A 20,301-nucleotide genomic window follows, 5' to 3' on the forward strand; every position below is an offset into this window, starting at 1 on the left:
GCCGGGGGGGGATATAGCCGATTGATCCGAGCAGGCGGTGGTGGTTGGACCGGGCACAGCGGCGGTGCGGTTCACGCACCTGCGCGGCATGCCGCCGATAGCCCGACGGGGCGATCTGCAATACCTTGCAGAACGGCTCGACCCCGAACGTGGCGCGATGCGCGTCGACGAAGGCCCTCAGGACTTGAGTTTGCGGTCGAGCTCCGCCTGGGCAAAAAAAGCGCTGGCCAGCTTCAGGATCTCGTTGGCCCGGCGCAGCTCCTTGTTCTCGCGCTCCAGCTCCTTCACGCGCTTCGCTTCGGCGGTGGTCACGCCCTCGCGTACGCCGCTGTCGATCTCGTGCCGCTGGACCCAGCTCAGCAACGTCTGCGGCACGCAGCCAAACTTCGGAGCGATCGACTCCACGGCGGCCCACAGCGATGGGTACTCACCGCGGTGCTCCTGCACCATGCGCACCACGCGCCCGCGGACCTCAGGGGAAAACTTCGTGGACTTGTTCATGGCTCCATCCTCTCAAGAGTGGGAGCCTCCTCAGAACCCGGGGCGATTCAGTTCGGAGGACCGCGGTCGACGAGGCCCGATCTTGTGACGCAGTTCTCACTTGGCACGGTTTCTGCTGCTGGTTTCAGTGAACCGCCCCGGTTCCGTCATCGAGAAGCAGCCATGGAAGAAGTCATCGATCGCACCGCGCCGAATTCGCCGGAAGAGTTGGCGATCCATTTCCTGATGCGCCACGCCGCGTGCCGCATGGCGCTGACCGGGCAGGCCGGCGAGCAGGCCTTGCAGCAAGCCTTGCAGCATGCCTGCTCCGGCCCATCGCAGCCCGCGCCCGCCATTGCTGGCGAACCCGCACCGAGGGTCGCCGCAGCCCCGGCGGAGGTGACGAAGGACGACAGCTGCGCCGCGCGTTTTTCACGAGCGTATGCCGCGGCACGTCACCGCGGCCGTTCCGCCGGCACGAACTGGGGCGCCCGCAGCGCCGCCTGAGGACGCGAGCCGCCGGCGCGGCGGCCATGCGAAAATGCGCGGCCCCCGCCCCGAACAGTGACCCGATGACCGCCTCGAAGTACGACTTCCGCCAGTTCCAGGAAGAACTCGCCCAACTCGAACGCAAGACCCAGTCGCCCGCTCCGTCCGGGCCGCTCGGCAAGAAAGCCGCTGCCGAGCAGCGTCTGGCGCAGGCCCGCGAGGAGTTCCTCGCCCTGCGCAAACGTTACGGACTCAGCGTGGCCGACGTGGTCGCCTTCTTCCCCGAGGAGGAAGGCATCGCCTACCTGCAGGAACTGATCGTCGCCGCGCAAGCCAAGCCGCGCCGTCTGGCCAAGCCGAAATCGTAGGGCGGGCACGGCCCGCCATCGTCATGCCGCGAAGCGGCCGGCGGGCGGTGCCCGCCCTACGGCTTGGGTTTCGACGCGGCCGGCGTGAGCGTCACGTCGCCGAACCAGGCCTGTACGTGGCCGCCGGTGTTGTCTGTGTCGGCGGAGAGCGCGATGCCGGTGACGCGCGGTGCCGGGCGGCCGAACGCGGCCAGGTAGTCGGCGGCAAGATCGCGGTGCTGCATTTGCCAGGTGCCGGCGCGGGCGTTGCCGCTCTGCAGGACGATGGTGCGCATCAGGGGCGAAAACGGACTGGGCGCGATGGTGCCGATCGGGTGGCGGTTGTCCCACACGTAGCACAGGGCCGCCGTGGGCATGGCGTGGCCGAGCGAGCGGCTGGCCAGTTTCAGTTTCATGCGTTGCAGCCACGAGAGACTGGAGCGCGGCACGTCGAAGAACACGTAGACGCGCGCGGCGAAATCGTCGCCCTGCTTCCTGGACATGTCCGCCGCCGCCACGCTGCGGTCGACTTTCCAGCGCCAGGTCAGCGTGCTGGCGGCGGGCAGGTCCAGTGCATGGGCGATGGCGCCGGCGGCGTGGTTGGCGTCGATGTTGAACACGCTGTCGCCGCCGTCGCGCACGATCGCCATGCGCGCGATCGGACGATGCCGCGACATCGCATAGGCCTTCCAGCCCTCGGGCAGCGCACTGCCCGGCGCGGTGCCGGAAAAGCGCAGGGTGACCGGCGCCGCAGCCGTCGCGGCCCACGCCACGGGCGCCAGCGCGAGCAGCGCGATCATCGCCCGCCACGACCACCGCGAGCCTCGCCCGCCACTCGCGCGATCGCGCGTGATCCGGCCAGGGAGCCAACGGGAAACGGAGGTTTTCATCATGGCAACAAGCCGGCAGACAAGCGAGCGGGGAGCATACCGGTGCCGCGTGCAGCGGGCGTGGATGAACTGCCGCCGCGCACCTGCGCGCCGCCGCGCCTGCCACACCGCGAATAAAAATTCGCGCTTGAGGCGCCACAGTTGCGTCAAACCCCTAAATTTTCGCTACATTGTGCGGGCCGCAAGGCCTCCGAGCCCAGAAAGCCGGGGTTTCCTACTATCGAGATCAACTAATGGCTACCAAAACCACTGCCAAGAAAGCTCCCGCCAAGGCTGCCAAGAAGCCTGCCGCCGCCAAGTCCGCCGCGCCGGTCAAGCCGATCGGCGAGAGCCTGTCGAAGTCCGGGCTGATCGCCCACGTCGCCGCCCAGGCCAACGTCGACGCGAAGACGGTCAAGGCCGTGCTCGCCGGCCTGGAGTCGGCCGTGCTCGCTTCGGTGCACAAGAAGGGCGTGGGCCAGTTCACCCTGCCCGGCCTGTTCAAGATCAACGCCGTCAAGGTGCCGGCCAAGCCGAAGCGCAAGGGCAAGAACCCGTTCACCGGCGAGGAGCAGGTGTTTGCGGCCAAGCCCGCCACGGTGAAGGTCAAGGTGCGTCCGCTGAAGAAGCTGAAGGACGCCGCGCTCTGATGCGCGGGTGTCGACCCGGGTCGATCGACCCGGACTGATCGACACCGTCTGATCCACCCGCGCGCCGCCGTCCGGCTCACACCGGGCGGCGGCGTCGCGTTTGCGGCATGGCCGATCACCTTGCTGAACCGTTGGCGGGGATTCACGCCCGCGTTCACCGGATGTTTTCGCCCGGCGCCCAAGACTCGGGGCTTTCCGCAAGCATCGAGGTGCGCCATGAAACCGACGTTCCCCTCCCTCGCCCTTGCCGCGGGCATCGGCCTGCTGTCGCTGGGTGCCTTCCAGGTCGCGATCGCGCAACAGGCCATGACCGAAGCGCAGGTACGCGCCCGGCTCACCGCCCAGGGCTACACCGACGTGCATGACCTGAAGTTCAAGGACGGCATGTGGAAGGCCGAGGCGGACAGCGCCGACGGCAACGACCTGGACGTGCGCATCGACGCCAGCACCGGGGAGATCTATCCCGACACGGCAGTCTCCAACCTGAGCAGGCACGACGTGGAAGCGGCGCTGTCCACCCAGGGCTACACCGACGTGCACGACGTGGATTTCGACGAGGGCATCTGGAAAGCCAAGGCCGACAACCCGGCAGGCAAGAAGGTCAAGCTGCGCATCGATGCGCACACCGGCAAGGTGATCGGCATCGAATAGCGCCCGCGCGGCACGGGCCGCGGGAAATGGACGCGGGGAAATGGACCGGTACCGGCGAGTTGACTAGTATCGGGATTCCCTTCCCCATGTGACGGATTGCCCGTGAAGCGATTGCTCCTTTCCGCGCTCGTCATCGGCGCCTGTGCCGCAGCACAGGCCGCCGATGTCCCCACCTTCAGCACGCAGCGCCTCTCCGACGAGGTCAAGACGCTGTCCTCGGATGCCTTCGAGGGCCGCGGCCCGGCCACGCCGGCGGAGACGCGCACCATCGACTACGTGGTCGAACAGATGAAGGCCGCCGGCCTGCAACCGGGCGGCGACCTCAAGGACGGCAAGCGGCTGTGGACGCAGGCGGTGCCGCTGCTGCGCACCGAGATCATCGGCAAGCCCGAACTCAGCCTGACCCTCGGCGACAAGACCGAGCCGCTCACCCAAGGCGAGCAGATCGCCATCCGCGCGCCGATGGACGGCGCCAGTTCGGTCGACATCAGCCATGCGCCGCTGGTCTTCGTCGGCTACGGCGTGAAGGCGCCGGAGCGCGACTGGGACGACTTCAAGGGCGTCGACCTGCACGGCAAGATCGCGGTGGTGCTGGTCAACGACCCGGATTTCGAAACCGGCAAGGGCGACTTCGGCGGCAAGGCCATGACCTATTACGGCCGCTGGACCTACAAATACGAGGAGGCCGCGCGCCAAGGTGCGCTGGGCCTGCTGGTGATCCACGAGACCGCGCCGGCCTCCTACGGCTGGGCCACGGTGAAGAACTCCAACACCAACACCATGTTCGACATCGTGCGCGACAAGCCGGGCGACTCCCACCCGCGGCTGGAAGGATGGATCCAGCGCGACCTCGCGGTGCAGCTGTTCAAGCACGCGGGGCTGGATTTCGACAGCGCCAAGAAGCTGGCGCAGACGCGCGCGTTCAAGCCGATCGCGCTGAAGGGCGAAAGCCTCTCGGCCAATTTCAAGGTCGACAAGAGCGTGATCACCTCGCACAACATCGTCGGGCGCGTGATCGGCAGCAAGCATCCCGACCAGACGGTGATCTACAGCGCGCACTGGGACCACCTGGGCATCGGCCTGCCCGACGGCACCGGCGACCGCATCTACAACGGCGCGGTGGACAACGCCACCGGCACCGCGGCGCTGATCGAGATGGGCCGCGCCTTCGCGCACGCGCCGCAGCCGGAGCGCAGCGTGGTGTTCCTCAATGTCACCGCCGAGGAAAAGGGCCTGCTCGGCTCGGAGTACTACGCCAGCCACCCGCTGTACCCGCTGGCCACCACCGCCGGCGTGATCAACATGGACGCGCTCGACCCGCACGGCCCCACCCGCGACTTCACCATCTCCGGCAACGCCAAGCTCGGCCTGCTCGACGACCTGGTCACGACGGCGAAGAAGTTCGGCATGGTCTACACCCCGGACTCGCACCCGGAAGCGGGCTACTTCTTCCGCTCCGACCACTTCTCCTTCGCCAAGCGCGGCGTGCCGGCGGTGTCGTTCGGCTCGGGCGAAGACCGCATCGACGGCGGGCTGAAGGCGGGCGAAGCGGCGGGCAAGGAATACACCGCCAAGCACTACCACCAGCCCTCCGACGAGTGGCAGGCGAGCTGGCCGTTCACCGGCATGGCGCGCGACCTGCAACTGCTCTACACCGTCGGCAGCCAGCTGGCGAACTCGGACCAGTGGCCGGGCTGGAGCAAGGATTCGGAGTTCCGCGCCGCACGCGAGGCGACGGCCGACCAGCGCAAGTAAGCGCCCCACACGACGCCGCGCCGGTCACCGGCGCGGCGTCGTCGTGTCCGCCCTTCGCCCAGGAGCCCGCTCGCGGGCGATGCTTTCGTGATTCCCGCCGCAGGCGCATCGCCCGCGAGCGGGCTCCTACCCGTGGTCGGGTGCGGAAAGGCGCGCGAACCAGGCGCCGTGGCCGGGCAGGTGCAGCTTGCCGTCCCGCATCGTGCCGGCCTGCAGGCCATGGCCGTCGAGCGCGGTCGCCGCCCCGGGCAGGGGAGGCAAGGCCAGCTCCGTGGCCGTGGCGCCGAGGTTGAACACCACCAGCACGGTGTCGTCCCGCAGCCGGCGCAGGAAGGCCAGCACCGGCTCGGGCGTGTCCAGGAATTCGATGTCGCCCCAGCGCAGCGCCGGGTGGGCCTGGCGCCAGCGCATGAAGGTGCGGAAACCGTTGAGCACCGACTGCGGATCACCCTGCTGCTGCGCCACCGCGCGGGCGCGGTGTTCCTCCGGCACCGGCAGCCACGGCATGCCATGGCTGAAGCCGGCCTGCGCGTCGTCGTCGCTCCACGGCATCGGCGTGCGGCAACCGTCGCGGCCCTTGAACTGCGGCCAGAACGCGATGCCATAGGGGTCGCGCAACGACTCGTACGGCACGTCGGCCTCGGTCAGGCCCAGCTCTTCGCCCTGGTAGATGCACACCGAGCCGCGCAGCGAGCAGACCATCGCGGTGAACAGGTTGGCCAGCTGCGCGGAGGCGTCGCCGTTGCCCCAGCGGCTGAGCACGCGCTCCACGTCGTGGTTGGAGATGGCCCAGCACGGCCAGCCTTCGGTCATCTGCGCCTCCAGCTGGCGCACCGTGCCGCGGATGTGCGCCGCGCTGAAATCCTCGGTGAGCAGCTCGAAGCTGTAGCCCATGTGCAGGCGGCCATGCATGGTGTACTCGGCCATGGTGGCCAGCGAATCCTCCGAGGAGATCTCGCCCAGCGCGGCCACGTCCGCATAGCCGTCCATCAGCGTGCGCAGCTCGGCGAGAAAGCCCAGGTTCTCCGGCTGCGTGTTGTTGTAGTAGTGGTACTGGAACGCGTACGGGTTGGCCGGGCTGAAGCCGCGGCCGACGCGCTGCTCGCTCGGCTTGGGCGGGTTGTCGCGCAGCTGGCGGTCGTGGAAGCAGAAGTTGATCGCGTCCAGGCGCACGCCGTCCACACCCTTGTCCAGCCAGAAGCGCACGTTGTCCAGCGTGGCCGCGCGCACGTCGGGGTGATGGAAGTTCAGGTCCGGCTGCGAGGCGAGGAAGTTGTGCAGGTAGTACTGGCCGCGGCGCGGCTCCCACTGCCATGCACTGCCGCCGAACAGCGACAGCCAGTTGTTCGGCGGCGTGCCGTCGGGCCGGGCGTCGGCCCACACGTACCAGTCGGCCTTCGGGTTGTCGCGGCTCTGCCGGCTTTCGCGGAACCATGCGTGCTCGGCCGAGGTATGGCTGAGCACCTGGTCGATCATCACCTTCAACCCCAGCCCGTGCGCCTTGTGCAGCAGGCGGTCGAAATCCTCCAGCGTGCCGAACAGCGGATCGACCTCGCGGTAATCGGCGATGTCGTAGCCGAAATCCGCCATCGGCGACTTGAAGAACGGCGCCACCCAGATCGCGTCCACGCCAAGCTCGGCCACGTAGTCGAGCCGCTCGACGATGCCGGGCAGATCTCCCACCCCGTCCCCGTCGGTGTCGAGAAAGCTGCGCGGGTAGATCTGGTAGATGATGGCGCCACGCCACCACGGGGCATTGCTCATTCGCCTGTCCATGCCGTTGCCACCCGGGGCTGCAGGACACGCCGCGTGGCGAACCTGTCGGGGTTGGCGAGCAGCTTAGCGGCTGCAGACAGGCCTGCCGCGATCGTGCATACGTATTCATGGATCGCCGCTGCCGCTACGCAGCATCAGTGGCTACCACGGCGTTTGGACGTCCAAACGAACAGCGGCCGGAACCGGCGCACGCCGCGCCGCGCCTGCATTCGCGCCGCTCCGGCATCGACGCGCAGCGTCCGGCGCAGACATGCCGCTTCGACAGGCCGCGACGCCCCGGGCGAGGCCTTGCGACGCGGCGCAGCAGAATGAATACGTATGCATGAACGGCTCGCTCCGACGCAGCCGTCCTAACATCGGCCTCACGGAGTCGACCGCCGCATGTTCGACGGCAGCGGCCCGCGAGTTCCGAACAGACCATCACGATCGTCACAAGACCTGCAGTACTTACCCTGGGAGGGGACAACGGTGATACTCAAACACAACGTGCTTGCCTTGGCGCTGGCATCGGTCGGTTTCTGCGCATTCATTCCTGCCCACGCTGCCGCCCCGCGGGCCAGCAGCGCGACCGCTGCGCAGGACACCCAGGCCCAGGACGCCCAGACCCAGGATGCGACCACGACGGATACCAAGGCCGACAAGGATCGCCGCCGCTCCGCCAAGGACAACGCCAAGCAGCTGCAGGCAGTCGAGGTGAAGGGCTTCATCAGCAGTATCGAGAACTCCACCGCGCTGAAGCGCAACGCCAGCACCATCGTCGAGGCGGTGTCCGCCGAGCAGGTCGGCAAGTTGCCGGGCGTGTCCATCGCCGATGCGCTGGGTCGCCTGCCCGGCCTCGCCGTGCAGACCGTCAGCGGCCGTCCGCAGGTGCTGACCATCCACGGCCTGGGCCCGGACTTCTCCACCGCGCTGATCAACGGCGGCCAGCAGGTGTCCACCTCCAACAACCGCGACGTGCAGTTCGACCAGTACCCGTCGAGCTGGTTCGACAACGTGGTGGTGCACCTGTCGCCGTCGGCAAACCTGATCGGCCAGGGTCTCACCGGCACGGTGGACATGCATACCATCCGCCCGCTGGACAAGAACGGCCCGGAGGCGGCGATCAACGCGCGCTACATCTGGAACGGCATGTCGCAGCTCGCCGACGGCCCGGGCGTGAGCAACAAGGGTCACAACGTCAACGGCGTGTGGGTGCACCAGTTCGCCAACAACACGCTGGGCGTGACGCTGGGCGTGGACCTGGAAGACAGCCCGTCGCAGATCGAGCATCAGCAGCCGTGGGGCTACCCCACCGACGCCAACGGCAACTACGTCATCGGCGGCTCGAAGAACTACGGCATCACCGATTCGATGAAGCGCAGCGGCCTGCTCGCCACCGTGCAGTGGCGGCCGAACGAGCACTACACCGGCACCGTCGACCTCACCTTCGACGATTTCAAGGAAGTGCAGCAGGCCAAGGGCATGGAGTTCCCGCTGTTCTGGAGCTCCGCGCAGCTGCAGCCGGGCGGCACGGTGCAGGACGGTTTCATCACCAGCGCTGCGTACACCAACGTCAAGCCGGTGATCCGCAACGACTACAACCGCACCAAGGCGCGGGTCTACAACTTCAACTGGGACAACCAGTTCACCATCAACGAGAACTGGTCGATCGACGCCGACGTCAACTACTCGCGCGCCACCCGCGACGACATCAACCTGGAGAGCTACTCCGGCACCGGCTTCACGGCGGCCAACGGCGCACTCGACACGATCGGCTTCAACCAGATCGACAGCGGCCTGTTCTATTTCTTCCCGACGCTCGACTACACCCAGGGCGTCGTGCTGACCGATCCGCAAGGCTGGGGCGGCGGCAACGACGTGGTGCAGGCCGGCTTCATCAACGCGCCGCACACCGTCGACTACCTTGCCAACCTGCGCCTCGCCGCGCAGCGCAGCTTCGCCAGCGGCCCGATCGCCAGCGTGGAATTCGGCGTGGCGCACAGCACGCGCAACAAGACCTACCACATCGACCAGAGCTTCCTCACCCTGGGCGGCGGCACCATCAGCGGCGGCACCGCGGTCACCACCGCGCCGTTCAGCGGCACACCATGCAGCCCGCTGGCGTGGATGGGCGTGGCCTCGCAGCTCTGCTACAACCCGTTCAACCTGCTCGACAGCGGCACGCTGCAGAGCGTGCCGACCTTCGGCTCCTCGCTGAACCTGCCGCCGAACTGGGAAGTGCGCGAGAAGACCTTCACCCCGTTCGTGCAGTTCAACCTGGACACCTACCTCGGCGACGTCGGGCTGCGCGGCAACTTCGGCGTGCAGGCCTCGCACACCTCGCAGCGCGCCACCGGCGAGCGCGTGGCGCCGGGAAGCGCGGTCACCGGCAATGCGATCACGCTGATCCCGGTGGTGGGCAGCACCAGCTTCAACAAGTTCCTGCCCAGCGCCAACCTGATCTTCGGCCTCACCGCCAGCGATGATCTGCGCGTCAGCGCCGCGCGCACCATGGCCCGCCCGCGCATGGACCAGATGAACGCCAGCATGGCGGTGAGCGGCAACATCACGCACCTGACCAGCACCGACCCGAACCAGGCCTATTTCAGCTCGTCCGGCGGCAACGCCAAGCTCAAGCCGACCATGGCCGACAACTACAACGTCAGCTACGAGCACTACTTCTCCGGCGGCAACAGCTACGAGTGCAGCTCCGCCGACCAGAAGAACTCCGACCTGTGCCGCGGCAGCGGCGGCTACGTCGCGTTGTCGGGCTACTTCATCAAGCTGAAGGATTACATCAACCCGAACGCGGCCTACCTGTACGACTTCAGCTCGTTCCTGCCGTTCGGCCTGACGCCGGATCAGCTGAGCCAGCTGGGCACCACGCTGGGCACCGTCTCCGGCCCGACCAACGACGGCCGCGGCTACGTGAAGGGCGCGCAGCTCACGCTGAACCTGCCGTTCAACCTGATCGCCCAGCCGCTGAACGGCTTCGGCGTGATCGTCACCGGCAACCGCACCAAGAGCTCGCTGGTGTACCCGGGCAACTCCGACCCGATCACCGTGCCGGGCCTGTCCAAGTGGGTCGCCAACGGCACCTTGTACTACCAGCACGAGGGCTTCGAGGCGCGCATCAGCGACAGCTACCGCTCCAGCTTCCTGGGCCGCGTGTCGGGCATCAGCGCCAGCCGCATCGAGCAGACCATCCAGGGCGGCAGCACCTACGACGCCCAGGTCAGCTACAGCTTCGACTCCGGCTCGCTGAAGGGGCTGACCCTGATCGCGCAGGGTTCCAACCTGTCCAACAAGACCTTCACCACGTTCCAGAACAACGACCCGCGCCAGGTGCTGACCTGGGAACGCTACGGCCGCATGTACGAACTGGGGGTCTCCTACAAGTTCCAGTAAGACCTAGCAGCACACCTGCTCCCCTGCGGGCCCCGTTGTGCAAGATCAACGGGGCCTTTTTTTTGACAGGCGCGGCGGCGCGGGTTACTTCAGGGCCGGACGCAAGCGGGGAAACGGCAACGGCATGAACGCAGCACCCATCCAACGCGTGGTGATCGTCGGCGGCGGCACGGCCGGCTGGATGACGGCCGCCCTGCTCGCCCGGGCGCTGGGCAAGGCGGTGCAGATCCGCCTGATCGAGTCGGACGAGATCGGCATCGTCGGCGTGGGCGAGGCCACCATCCCGCAGATCCGCCACATCAATGCGTTCCTCGGCATCGACGAGGACGACATGCTCAAGGCCACCCACGGCACGTTCAAGCTGGGTGTGCAGTTGAACAACTTCGGACGGCTCGGCGACTCCTACCTGCACGCCTTCAGCGACATCGGCCTGCCGCTGGGGCTGATCGGCTTCCATCACTACTGGTTGCGGAACCGCCGGCGCGATCCCGACAGCGACCTATGGGCCTACTCGCTCAACACGCAGGCGGCGAACGAGCACCGCTTCGCGCGCATGGAGAAAGTCGGCGACACGCCGCTGGGCGGCATCAAGTACGCCTACCACTTCGACGCCGGCCTGTACGGCCAGTACCTGCGCAAGCGCTGCGATCCGGCCGTGGTCACGCGCATCGAAGGCAAGGTGGTGGAGGTGAAGCTGCGCGAGGGCGACGGCTTCATCGAATCGGTGCGACTGGCCAGCGGCGAGCGCATCGAAGGCGATCTGTTCATCGACTGCTCGGGCTTCCGCGGCCTGCTGATCGAAGGCGCGCTGCACACCGGCTACGAAAGCTGGCAGCACTGGCTGCCGTGCGACCGCGCGATGGCCGTGGCCTGCGCGCGCAGCGAACCGCTGTGGCCGTACACCCGCGCCACCGCGCGCAACGTCGGCTGGCAATGGCGCGTGCCGTTGCAACACCGCACCGGCAACGGCCTGGTCTACGCCAGTGCGCACCTGAGCGACGACGAGGCCGCCGCGACGCTGCTGGCGAACCTCGACGGCGAGGCGATCGGCGAGCCGCGCCCGCTGCGCTTCACCACCGGCATGCGGCGCAACGCCTGGCAACGCAACTGCGTGGCGCTGGGCCTCGCGGCCGGTTTCATGGAGCCGCTGGAATCGACCAGCATCCACCTGATCCAGTCCGGCATCAGCCGGCTGCTGGCAATGTTCCCCGACCGCCAATGCGATCCGGTGCTGGTCGACGAGTACAACCGCCAGACCCGCTTCGAATACGAAAGCATCCGCGATTTCCTGATCCTGCATTACAAGGCCACCGAGCGCGACGACACGCCGTTCTGGCGCCAGTGCGCGGCCATGGAGATTCCGCCCGGACTGGCCCGCAAGCTGGCGCTGTTCCGCGGCCACGGACAGATTTTCCGCGAGCGCGAGGAACTGTTCACCGAAGTCGCCTGGCTGCAGGTGATGATCGGCCAGCGCATCGAGCCGCAGGCGTATCACCCGCTCGCCGACGCACTGGATGCGACGCAACTGGATGGCTTCCTCGGCGACATCCGCACCCTGGTCGGCCGCGCCGCCGCCAGCATGCCCGACCACGCCCGCTTCGTCGCCGACCACTGCCGCGTCGACCCCTAGAAGGAGACCTCGCCATGCCTCGATCACGCCTCGCCCTGCTCGCCTTGCTCGCCCTGCTCGCCTTGCTCGCCCTGCTCATCGCCGGCCCGGCAATCGCCGCCACCAGGCCGGCACCCGCGGACACGAAGCCGGCCGCCTCCGACGTGTGGTACGAAATCTTCGTGCGCAGCTGGGTCGACACCAATGGCGACGGCATCGGCGACTTGAACGGCGTCACCGCGAAACTCGATTACCTGCAATCGCTGGGCGTCAGCGGCATCTGGCTGATGCCGATCAATCCCTCGCCCAGCTACCACGGCTACGACGTCACCGACTACCGCGGCATCAACCCCGAGTACGGCACGCTGGCCGACTTCGACCGCCTGCTGGCCGAGGCGCACAAGCGCGGCATCAGGATCATCATGGACCTGGTCATCAACCACAGCAGCAGCGAGCACCCGTGGTTCAAGGCCGCGCGCGATCCGGCCAGCCCGTACCACGACTGGTACCAGTGGTCGAACAGGCACACCGATCTCGATGCGGTGAGCGCCACCGGCTCGCCGGCGTGGCACGCGCTGGGCAAGCAGCACTACCTCGGCATCTTCGTCGACCAGATGCCGGACCTGAACTTCGACAACCCGGCCGTGCGCAAGGAGATGATCGACATCGGCCGGTTCTGGTTGAAGCGCGGCGTCGACGGCTTCCGCCTCGACGCGGCCCAGCACGTCTATTACGACTTCGAGAACCAGCGCCACGACCCGAAGATCCTGGCGAAGAACCTCGCCTGGTGGAGCGAGTTCCGCCACGGCATCGACAGCGTCGATCCGCAGGCTTATGTCGTGGGCGAAGTCACCCGCGACACCGAGGCCGAGCTGGCGCCGTGGTTCAAGCCGCTCAGCGGCGTGTTCAACTTCCCGCTGGCCGTGCAGCTGATCGAAAGCGCCCGCAGCGGCCACGCCGGCAAGCTGCCCGCCCTGCTCGACGGCACCACGCAGGCCTATCACGCGGTCACCGGCAAATACGGCATGGACGTGCCGTTCCTGTCCAACCACGACCAGGAACGCGTGATGAGCCAGCTGCACGACAACCCGCAGCAGATGCGCATCGCCGCCGCGATGCTGCTGACCCTGCCCGGCGAGCCGTTCATCTACTACGGCGAAGAACTCGGCATGCGCGGCAAGAAGCCCGACCCCGACCTGCGCGAGCCGATGCGCTGGTATCGCGATCCGCAAGGCACCGACCAGACGCACTGGAAGGCTTTCAGTGCCGGCGACGGCCCGGACATCACCGTGCAAGCGCAGCAGGATGATCCGCACTCCCTGCTGACGCGCTATCGCGAACTGATCGGCTGGCGCCGTCACATCGGCGCCTTGCGTGATGGCGCGCTGACCACGCGCGACTTGGGCAACCCGCAATTAATCGCGTGGGAGCTGCGTGATGCGCACGGTGCGGTGCTGGTGGTGCACAACCTGTCCGGCAGCGCGCAAACCATCCGGCTCGCTGCGCACGACCTGCAACGCTATGCCGGCGTGCGCGCCCGTACCGAGGACGCGACTACGCTGGCGCAAGGTGTGCTGCACCTGCCGGCGTACGGCTCGGCGGTGCTGCAAACGGCATCGGCCAGCACCAAGTGAATCGCGAGAACCGCCACCACGGCAGGAGCCCGCTCGCGGGCGATGCTCTGGCTTTGCCGGATCCCGAACCCGCCATCCTGAGCTTGTCGAAGGACCGAATCCCGAATTCCGACCCAAGAGCATCGCGCGCGAGCGGGCTCCTGCGGAAGGGACATGGCTCCCACTCGAACGCAAGCCTGCACCGACCCCACTGCGGAGCCCACTCATGACCCGATCGTCCGCCCTGCTCGCCGGCATCTTCGCCACGCTGCTCGCGCTCGCCCCAGCCGCCCCGGCCATGGCCAAGGCACCCACCACCTCCTCGACAACGAGTGAGCGCATCGACATCCCCACCGACACCGGCAGTGTGCGCATCACCCTGCCCGCCGCCAACGTCGTGCACCTGAGCGCGCTCGTCGACGGCAAGTCGCCGGCACGTTCGATGGTGATCGACCCCGCGCTCGCATCCGCGCCGACCGGCGCCGGCGAAGCGACCACGGCGCTCACGCTCGACTCGCCGCAGGTGCGCGTGCGCTACGACCGCGCCGCGCACAGCCTGTCCATCGCCGACGCGCAGGACCACGTGCTGCTGCACATCGCCGACGTCAGCGCGCTGGCGCACGGCAAGCTCAGCCTCGGCCACGCGGCCGGCGATCCGATGTATGGCGTCAGCGGCTACGACGCCTTCACCAGCGATGTCGGCGCCGGCATGCTGCGCCAGGGCAAGCTGGAGGCCAAGGCCGGCGAGCAGGGCTGGGCCGGCGCGCCGCTGGCGTGGAGCACCGCCGGCTACGCCGTGCTGGCCGACATCGACGGCGGCCACTTCACGCTGGCGCCCGCCAGCATCGACATCGCCGCACCCGAGGCGGCGCCGCTGGATGTCTACGTGATCGTCGGCGCGCCCAAGGCGATCTTCGCCGCGGTCGCCGACTTGAGCGGCCACACGCCGCTGTTCCCGAAATGGGCGATGGGCTTCACCAACAGCCAGTGGGGCATCGACCAGAAGGAACTCCTGCAGATCGTCGACACCTACCGCGCCAGGCACATCCCGATCGACAACTTCACCCTCGATTTCGACTGGAAGGCCTGGGGCGAGGACAACTACGGCGAGTTCCGCTGGAACCCCGCCAAGTTCCCCGACGGCCCCGGCGGCGCGCTGGCGAAACAGCTGCACGCGCGCGGCATCCAGCTCACCGGCATCATGAAGCCGCGCCTCCATGTCGACACGGTGGAGGGACGTTACGCGACGGAGCACGATTTCTGGGTACCGGGCGAGAAAGTCAGCGACGACTACTTCTCGCACAAACCGGTGAAGAACATCGACTTCGACATCCCCGCCGCGCGCACCTGGTTCGCCGAGCTGGCGATGAAGTACGGCTTCGACCAAGGCATCGTCGGCTGGTGGAACGACGAGGCCGACACCACCGGCAGCGACACCGAGTTCATGAACATGCAGCGTGCCTTGTATGAGGCACAGCGCGCGCAGAGCAAGCTGCGCGTGTGGTCGGTCAACCGCAACTTCTGGCTTGGCTCGCAGCGCTACGCCTACGGCCTCTGGTCGGGCGACATCGACACCGGCTTCGCCAGCATGGCCGGCCAGCGCGCGCGCATGCTCAGTGCGATCAACGTCGGCGCCATGCAATGGGGCATGGACGGCGGCGGCTTCAAGGGCCACCCGTCGAACGAGAACTACGCACGCTGGATCCAGTTCGGCGCGTTCACCCCGATCTTCCGCGTGCACGGCGCGTTCGACGAAAAACGCCAGCCCTGGGTCTACGGCCCCGTCGCCGAGAAAGCCGCCACCGCGGCGATCCGCCTGCGCTACGCGCTGATCCCCTACATCTACAGCTACGAGTACGCCCGCCACGTCGACGGCGTCGGCCTGGTGCGTCCGCTGCTGTTCGACTGGCCGCACGATCCGAAGGTTGCCAACGACGTCGACAGCTGGCTGTTCGGCGATTACCTGCTGGTGTCGCCGGTGGTCGAGCGAGGCCAGACCGAGAAATCCATCTATCTTCCGGCCGGCCACTGGCTCGACTGGTTCAGTGGCAAGGCCTACACGGGCGGCCAGACCATCTCGCTGGCGATCGACGCCACCCACTGGAGCGACATCCCGCTGTTCGTGCGCGAAGGCGCCATCATCCCGACCCAGGCGGTGCAGGACTACGTCGGCCAGAAACCCGTCACCGAAGTCTCGCTCGACGCCTTCCCCACCGACCAGCGCACCAGCTTCGACTACTACGACGACGACGGCAGCACCTACGCCTACGAACACGGCGCGTACTTCCGCCAGTCGCTGTCCCTGCAGCAACACGGCGACACCGTGATCTTCCGGACCGGCAACCCCGAAGGCAGCTTCCACCCCGCCCTGCGCACCTGGCTGCTGAAGATCCACGGCCACGCCGCACAAGCCGTGCAAGTCGACGGCAAGCCGCTGGTCGCACAAGCCGACGCCGCAACCCTGCAACGCACCGACACCGCAGGCTGGGCCACCGGAAAGGATCGCTACGGCCCGGTGACGTGGGTGCGCCTGCCCGCCGGCAAGACAACGACGGTCACGCTGCACGACCGGCGATAAGCGCACAACTTCTCCGGCCACGCCCACGAAGCACGCCCCCGAACGGCCGAAGGACCAGCCAGGCGGGCACCCCGGAACACGACCCATCGAGCTTTGCTTCCGCGGGGACGGCGGCATCTTCGGACCGCCTCGGAACATCCCGACCCCCGTCGCAGCCGCGAACCGACGCGCCGGAACGAAAGGCATACAGTTTCCGCCAGACCAAGCGCAGACTCTGCGCCGCCGTTACACCGTCATGCGTGCTCCGGCAATTCATGCCGGCCCGAAAGTCGCTGACAACAACGGGAGATGCCCACACCCTGCCCCGCCTGCCATGCACGCAAACCCCTGTTCCAACGCGAGAATCGTCTGCTTGTGCGAGCAGGGGCACCGCCGCATACTCTGAGCAACACCCACTTTGTTGGGTCTACTTGGCGGTTAGGCCTCATGGGGAGCATCTCGGTGGGTACCGCATTCTGGATCAAGCGCTTTTTTACCGTTCTCGTTGGCGCGTTCGTCATCATCGGCGCAGCGCAAATGCTCAAAGGCCATGATTTGTCTTACTCCGTGACTCAAGCTGCAATATGGGGCGCCATCACGGCAATCATGTTCACGGTGGGCAGACTTTATCAATCTCGTAGAGGTCAGCACTGCGCAATCTGCAAGGACACACCAGAAATGCAGCAGGGTGATCGCGGCAGCGATGCCTGACCGTTCGTTCAAGGCGGACGGATTCGCCGCCTCTCAACTCAGCGTTAGGCATAGGGATGCTGTCTGATGAGTACTGAGGCCATATTGGGCATTGGCGTCGCCTTGGTGATCGTGGTCGGCTTCATCGGCAAGCTCATTCCAAAGCGCATGCCGCCCTCCAAGTCCTTCAAGTGTGGTCGCTGCGGTGTACAGGCACTTCACACCAACCGCACTGCAGAGGCATGGCGCAATGGCAAGACAAAATTCTTCTGTCAGTCTTGCCACCACAAGTGGCTCCAGTCGCATTCGCCGCAAGAGCACGAGTCTTATGGTGTACGTGGTTCGTCAGGGCGGGGCTCTGGATGTCTGGGCATCGTGGTGCTGTTTGCGCTAGTTCCAATAGGCACGTGGGCTGTCTGGGCCTATGTCTGACAGCTCGTTCAAGACGGACGGCTTCGCCGCCGCTTAACTCCAGCGTCATCGCACAGGAGAGTTCGCAATGGACACGAAGAGAATCCTTTCTGGCCTCGCCGCGGCGGCTGTATTCGGTCTCGTAGCTGGTGAGCTGATATCCTTGGCCAACTTCACCTTTAATCCCCTTCTGCAATCGATTGTTCTGGGCTTCCTCGCAACCACAATCGGTTCCTTCATAGCGCGTCGGGGTTTTGTCTTTCCCGCGCTCGGCTTGTGGTTCGTGGGCTGGCTTCTCGTCGTCTGTCTCCTCTACTTCATCGCCGCACCGGCTGGTCAGGCGTCTTTCTTGGCTATTGCTCAAATCAACCTGCTCGGCATTGTGTTGTCCGCACTGGCAGTAGTAATTGGTGTATTCGTTGGTCAGGCTCTTGCCAAGCGCGCGCAGCGCAGTGCGCCAGCTATCTAACATTTCATTCGCGGCGGACGGCTTCGCCGCCGCTCAATTCCAGCGTTAGAGCCAATGAAAGCCATCTTGCTCGCCACCATTGCAGCAATTGCGATCCAGCCTTTCGTTCTGTTTGCGTGGTTCCTTTTGCCAGTACTAATAGCTGGCGGCCATGTCTCTCCAAACGAGTTGTTCGGTATCCCTATGTTTGCTGCGGTTCTCGCCGTGCCATTCGTCGTCGTTGTTGGCGTTCCTTCGCTCCTGCTTCTTCGGCACTTCAAGTACCTGTCGTGGTGGTCTCTCGGCACAATTGGTTTGGTTGTCGCTGCGCTCCCGGTAGCCGTCTATGGTTGGTCCGAGTACGCTGGATTTTCGTCGGGAGGTAACTGGTACGGCACACCAGTAGACTTCGTTGTAAACGGTCAAAAGACTTTGTATGGCTGGCTCAGCTACGCACAAAGCGTTGTGTTCTTCGGGTTGCATGGCTTCGCGGGTGCGCTGGCGTTCTTCTTCGTTTGGCGTCGCGCGTTGGGTTCTAACCACCCATTCGGGGCGGACGGCTACGCCGCCGCTCAACCCAAGCGTTAGGGGTCATGTGGAAGATTCTCGCAGCCGCAGTTCTTCTAACCGGACTCGTCGGTTGCGGGACCTTGCGTGATCACCAAATGAACCGTTCGATGGTTCGCTCGCGCGAGGCGGCATTGGCCAAGATCGACCCTGAAGAATGTCGGGCTAAAAATTCATTCAAGCCGAAGCCGCTTCGCGGCTCGGCTCAATTCAGGCGTTGGCCGGCAGCTCGTGCCGGTTTGCCGTATCGCGTGCTTCGCCCAGCTTCGCGCCGGGTTCAACTCACGCGCAAGTCATCAGCCCGAGACTGCAATGACGTCGAGACCGTCCGCTGCCACCGACTGCTTCATCGTCCTGTATCGCTGGCGTCTGCATGCCGGCGCCGAGGACGACTTCGTGCAAGGCTGGTCCCGTATCACCGAGTTGCTTCGGTTGCGCGGTTCGCTCGGTTCTCGCCTGCATCGCGGTTCCGACGGCCTGTGGTACAGCTATGCGCAGTGGCCCAGCGCGCAGGTGCGCCGCGACATCTTTGCGCTCGGTCCTCTCGACGAGGAAGCCAGCCGCCGGATGAAGGCAGCCATCGCGGAGAGCCTTCCGGAGATCACGCTCGACACAAGGGCCGACTACCTCGATGCACTGCATCGCGAGGGCATCTGAAATGACGCGGCAGCCATGGACGGCCTGCACGCCAGCGGGATTCCTGCGGGCCTGATTCTTGCTGCAGTTTGCGCGGCACGTTCGCGAAGCGCGGCTCCGGTGCCGCCTTTCGCGTGTCAACTGGATGCATCGCGCACTCTTTCTCACCCCTGCGACGATCCTCGTCCGCTGCCTCCTGCCCGCCTGCCTTCTCGCCATCCCGGCGCGGGCCGCGATGAAGGCGGGGAGCGAACCGCGGCCTGCGGCGAACCCGGGACAGGGTTCGCGGCAGGCCGCGGAAGTTGCACTACGGACTCAGTGCTGCGCATCCGCGCTGGCACCGGCGTCGCCGTTGGCTTGTGCCGAGGCGGAGAGGCCGCCGCGGGCCGAGCCGTGGGCGTTGGCGTGGCCGCCGGCGTTGGCCGAGCCGTTGCTTTGGGCGGCCGGGCCGGCGTTGGCGTCGGTGGTGCCGTGGGCGGCGCCGGAGCCGGAGACGTCAAGCGATGCATTGCCGGCGCGGCGTGCGGCATCCGCTGCTTGGGGTAGCAGGCCCGACGACGGGGGCGTCGAGTCATTCGACGGCTGTTGCGCGGCGTCCGTGGTTACCGGGCTGGTCCGCGCCGCGTTGCCTGCGGCAGCCGCGCCGAGCGAGCCGTCCGCGCTGACCGACTGGGCGCCGTTGGCGATCGCCCTCCCGGCGCTGTCCAGGCCCGCGCTGGCCGCGGCTTCGGCGTTCGCCGGGGCGCTCTGCACGCGATCCAGCGCGTTGCGGGTTCCGCGTTTGGCCGTCGAGACGGCTGAACGCGTCGAGCCGGCGGCCTGACCGGCGGCATCTGTGGCGGCCCGGCGCGGACCGCTGGCGTCGATGGCGCCATTCACGGAAGAACCCAGTTCGCCTGCACCATTCAATACCGCGTTGCCGTTGCCGGCGGGGTTGGCGGCGACCGAGCCGGCGAGGCTGCCGGCCGCACCCGCGCCCGCCTGGCCGTTCACCTGGCGAGTGGCCTGCGCGGCGGCACCGGTGGCCGCATCGGCGGCTGCCGCGGCACGCTGGTGCGGCGCGCGACGTTCGGCGGCACGGGGGTTCACGTCGGGAGCATGGAGATTGCCCATGCCGCGGGCGGCGCCGTCGATGCGACCACCGATCTGGTCCATGGTGCTCGGCATGGAACCGCGCAAGCCACCGCCGATGCCACCACCGAGCGCGCCGCCCAGCACCTGGGCATGCACCGGTATCGCCGTGGCGAGCGCAAGCGTGCCGGCGAGCAGGCCGATGGTGACAGTCTTGTTGATGAGAGTCGTGTTGCGCATGGTAGGACCTCCTGCCAGCGGACGATCCGCGGCTTCCAAGGTCCTGTACGTCGCT

At 66.8% G+C, this 20,301-nt stretch carries 17 protein-coding genes, 1 pseudogene and 1 other annotated feature; of the genes and pseudogenes, 14 read left to right on the forward strand and 4 right to left on the reverse strand.

The window, feature by feature from the left end:
- Positions 1-28: 28 nt before the first annotated feature.
- Positions 29-501: pseudogene (locus ACVCMI_RS14840) on the reverse strand (transposase); the annotation flags it as partial.
- Positions 107-223: a sequence feature (AL1L pseudoknot), on the reverse strand. Its footprint overlaps the pseudogene before it by 117 nt.
- 162 nt (positions 502-663) lie before the next feature.
- Between ACVCMI_RS14840 and ACVCMI_RS14845 the strand changes: the two are divergent.
- Complete coding sequence (locus ACVCMI_RS14845) at positions 664-987, forward strand: hypothetical protein (RefSeq protein WP_447099565.1); 324 nt, start codon at positions 664-666, stop codon at positions 985-987.
- A gap of 65 nt (positions 988-1,052) precedes the next feature.
- A complete protein-coding gene (locus ACVCMI_RS14850; RefSeq protein WP_447098310.1) occupies positions 1,053-1,337 on the forward strand; it encodes a 2-hydroxyacyl-CoA dehydratase in 285 nt (94 codons plus the stop codon).
- A 56-nt stretch (positions 1,338-1,393) separates the two neighbouring features.
- On the opposite strand, the gene ACVCMI_RS14855 is transcribed toward ACVCMI_RS14850, so the two are convergent.
- The gene (locus tag ACVCMI_RS14855) at positions 1,394-2,116 is read right to left on the reverse strand and encodes a DUF3047 domain-containing protein (protein WP_447098309.1); all 723 of its coding nucleotides are present in this window, start codon (positions 2,114-2,116) and stop codon (positions 1,394-1,396) included.
- Between the two features lie 323 nt (positions 2,117-2,439).
- On the opposite strand from ACVCMI_RS14855, the gene ACVCMI_RS14860 reads away from it, so the two are divergent.
- The 3 genes from ACVCMI_RS14860 to ACVCMI_RS14870 all read left to right on the forward strand — a co-directional run bounded on the left by ACVCMI_RS14860 (position 2,440) and on the right by ACVCMI_RS14870 (position 5,241).
- Complete coding sequence (locus ACVCMI_RS14860) at positions 2,440-2,835, forward strand: HU family DNA-binding protein (protein ID WP_447098308.1); 396 nt, start codon at positions 2,440-2,442, stop codon at positions 2,833-2,835.
- Between the two features lie 216 nt (positions 2,836-3,051).
- On the forward strand, positions 3,052-3,486 hold the full coding sequence (locus tag ACVCMI_RS14865; RefSeq protein WP_447098307.1) for a PepSY domain-containing protein: 435 nt from the start codon (positions 3,052-3,054) through the stop codon (positions 3,484-3,486).
- 102 nt (positions 3,487-3,588) lie between these two features.
- Complete coding sequence (locus ACVCMI_RS14870; RefSeq protein ID WP_447098306.1) at positions 3,589-5,241, forward strand: M28 family metallopeptidase; 1,653 nt, start codon at positions 3,589-3,591, stop codon at positions 5,239-5,241.
- Positions 5,242-5,367: 126 nt separating this feature from the next.
- On the opposite strand, the gene ACVCMI_RS14875 is transcribed toward ACVCMI_RS14870, so the two are convergent.
- The gene (locus tag ACVCMI_RS14875) at positions 5,368-7,005 is read right to left on the reverse strand and encodes an alpha-glucosidase family protein (protein ID WP_447098305.1); all 1,638 of its coding nucleotides are present in this window, start codon (positions 7,003-7,005) and stop codon (positions 5,368-5,370) included.
- A 480-nt stretch (positions 7,006-7,485) separates the two neighbouring features.
- Between ACVCMI_RS14875 and ACVCMI_RS14880 the strand changes: the two genes are divergently transcribed.
- The 9 genes from ACVCMI_RS14880 (at position 7,486) to ACVCMI_RS14920 (ending at position 18,956) form a co-directional block, all read left to right on the forward strand.
- Entirely contained in the window at positions 7,486-10,404 is a 2,919-nt protein-coding gene (locus ACVCMI_RS14880) for a TonB-dependent receptor (RefSeq protein ID WP_395119899.1), read from the forward strand.
- 124 nt (positions 10,405-10,528) lie between these two features.
- A complete protein-coding gene (locus ACVCMI_RS14885; protein WP_447098304.1) occupies positions 10,529-12,034 on the forward strand; it encodes a tryptophan halogenase family protein in 1,506 nt (501 codons plus the stop codon).
- 14 nt (positions 12,035-12,048) lie between these two features.
- On the forward strand, positions 12,049-13,647 hold the full coding sequence (locus ACVCMI_RS14890; protein WP_447098303.1) for an alpha-amylase family glycosyl hydrolase: 1,599 nt from the start codon (positions 12,049-12,051) through the stop codon (positions 13,645-13,647).
- Between the two features lie 205 nt (positions 13,648-13,852).
- Complete coding sequence (locus tag ACVCMI_RS14895; protein WP_447098302.1) at positions 13,853-16,204, forward strand: glycoside hydrolase family 31 protein; 2,352 nt, start codon at positions 13,853-13,855, stop codon at positions 16,202-16,204.
- A 441-nt stretch (positions 16,205-16,645) separates the two neighbouring features.
- Positions 16,646-16,894 (forward strand): hypothetical protein, encoded by a 249-nt coding sequence (locus tag ACVCMI_RS14900; protein WP_447098301.1) that lies wholly within the window; start codon positions 16,646-16,648, stop codon positions 16,892-16,894.
- 66 nt (positions 16,895-16,960) lie between these two features.
- The gene (locus ACVCMI_RS14905) at positions 16,961-17,305 is read left to right on the forward strand and encodes a hypothetical protein (protein WP_447098300.1); all 345 of its coding nucleotides are present in this window, start codon (positions 16,961-16,963) and stop codon (positions 17,303-17,305) included.
- Between the two features lie 67 nt (positions 17,306-17,372).
- Positions 17,373-17,753: a hypothetical protein gene (locus ACVCMI_RS14910; RefSeq protein ID WP_447098299.1), complete on the forward strand. Its 381-nt coding sequence runs from the start codon at positions 17,373-17,375 to the stop codon at positions 17,751-17,753.
- A 54-nt stretch (positions 17,754-17,807) separates the two neighbouring features.
- Positions 17,808-18,320 carry a hypothetical protein gene (locus ACVCMI_RS14915; protein WP_447098298.1) on the forward strand — a complete coding sequence of 171 codons (513 nt, stop codon included), beginning with the start codon at positions 17,808-17,810 and terminating at the stop codon, positions 18,318-18,320.
- 291 nt (positions 18,321-18,611) lie between these two features.
- Complete coding sequence (locus ACVCMI_RS14920) at positions 18,612-18,956, forward strand: antibiotic biosynthesis monooxygenase (RefSeq protein ID WP_395119908.1); 345 nt, start codon at positions 18,612-18,614, stop codon at positions 18,954-18,956.
- 294 nt (positions 18,957-19,250) lie between these two features.
- On the opposite strand, the gene ACVCMI_RS14925 is transcribed toward ACVCMI_RS14920, so the two are convergent.
- Positions 19,251-20,246: a hypothetical protein gene (locus ACVCMI_RS14925; RefSeq protein ID WP_447098297.1), complete on the reverse strand. Its 996-nt coding sequence runs from the start codon at positions 20,244-20,246 to the stop codon at positions 19,251-19,253.
- Positions 20,247-20,301 lie beyond the last annotated feature (55 nt).

Source organism: Rhodanobacter sp. UC4448_H15, from assembly GCF_052978265.1.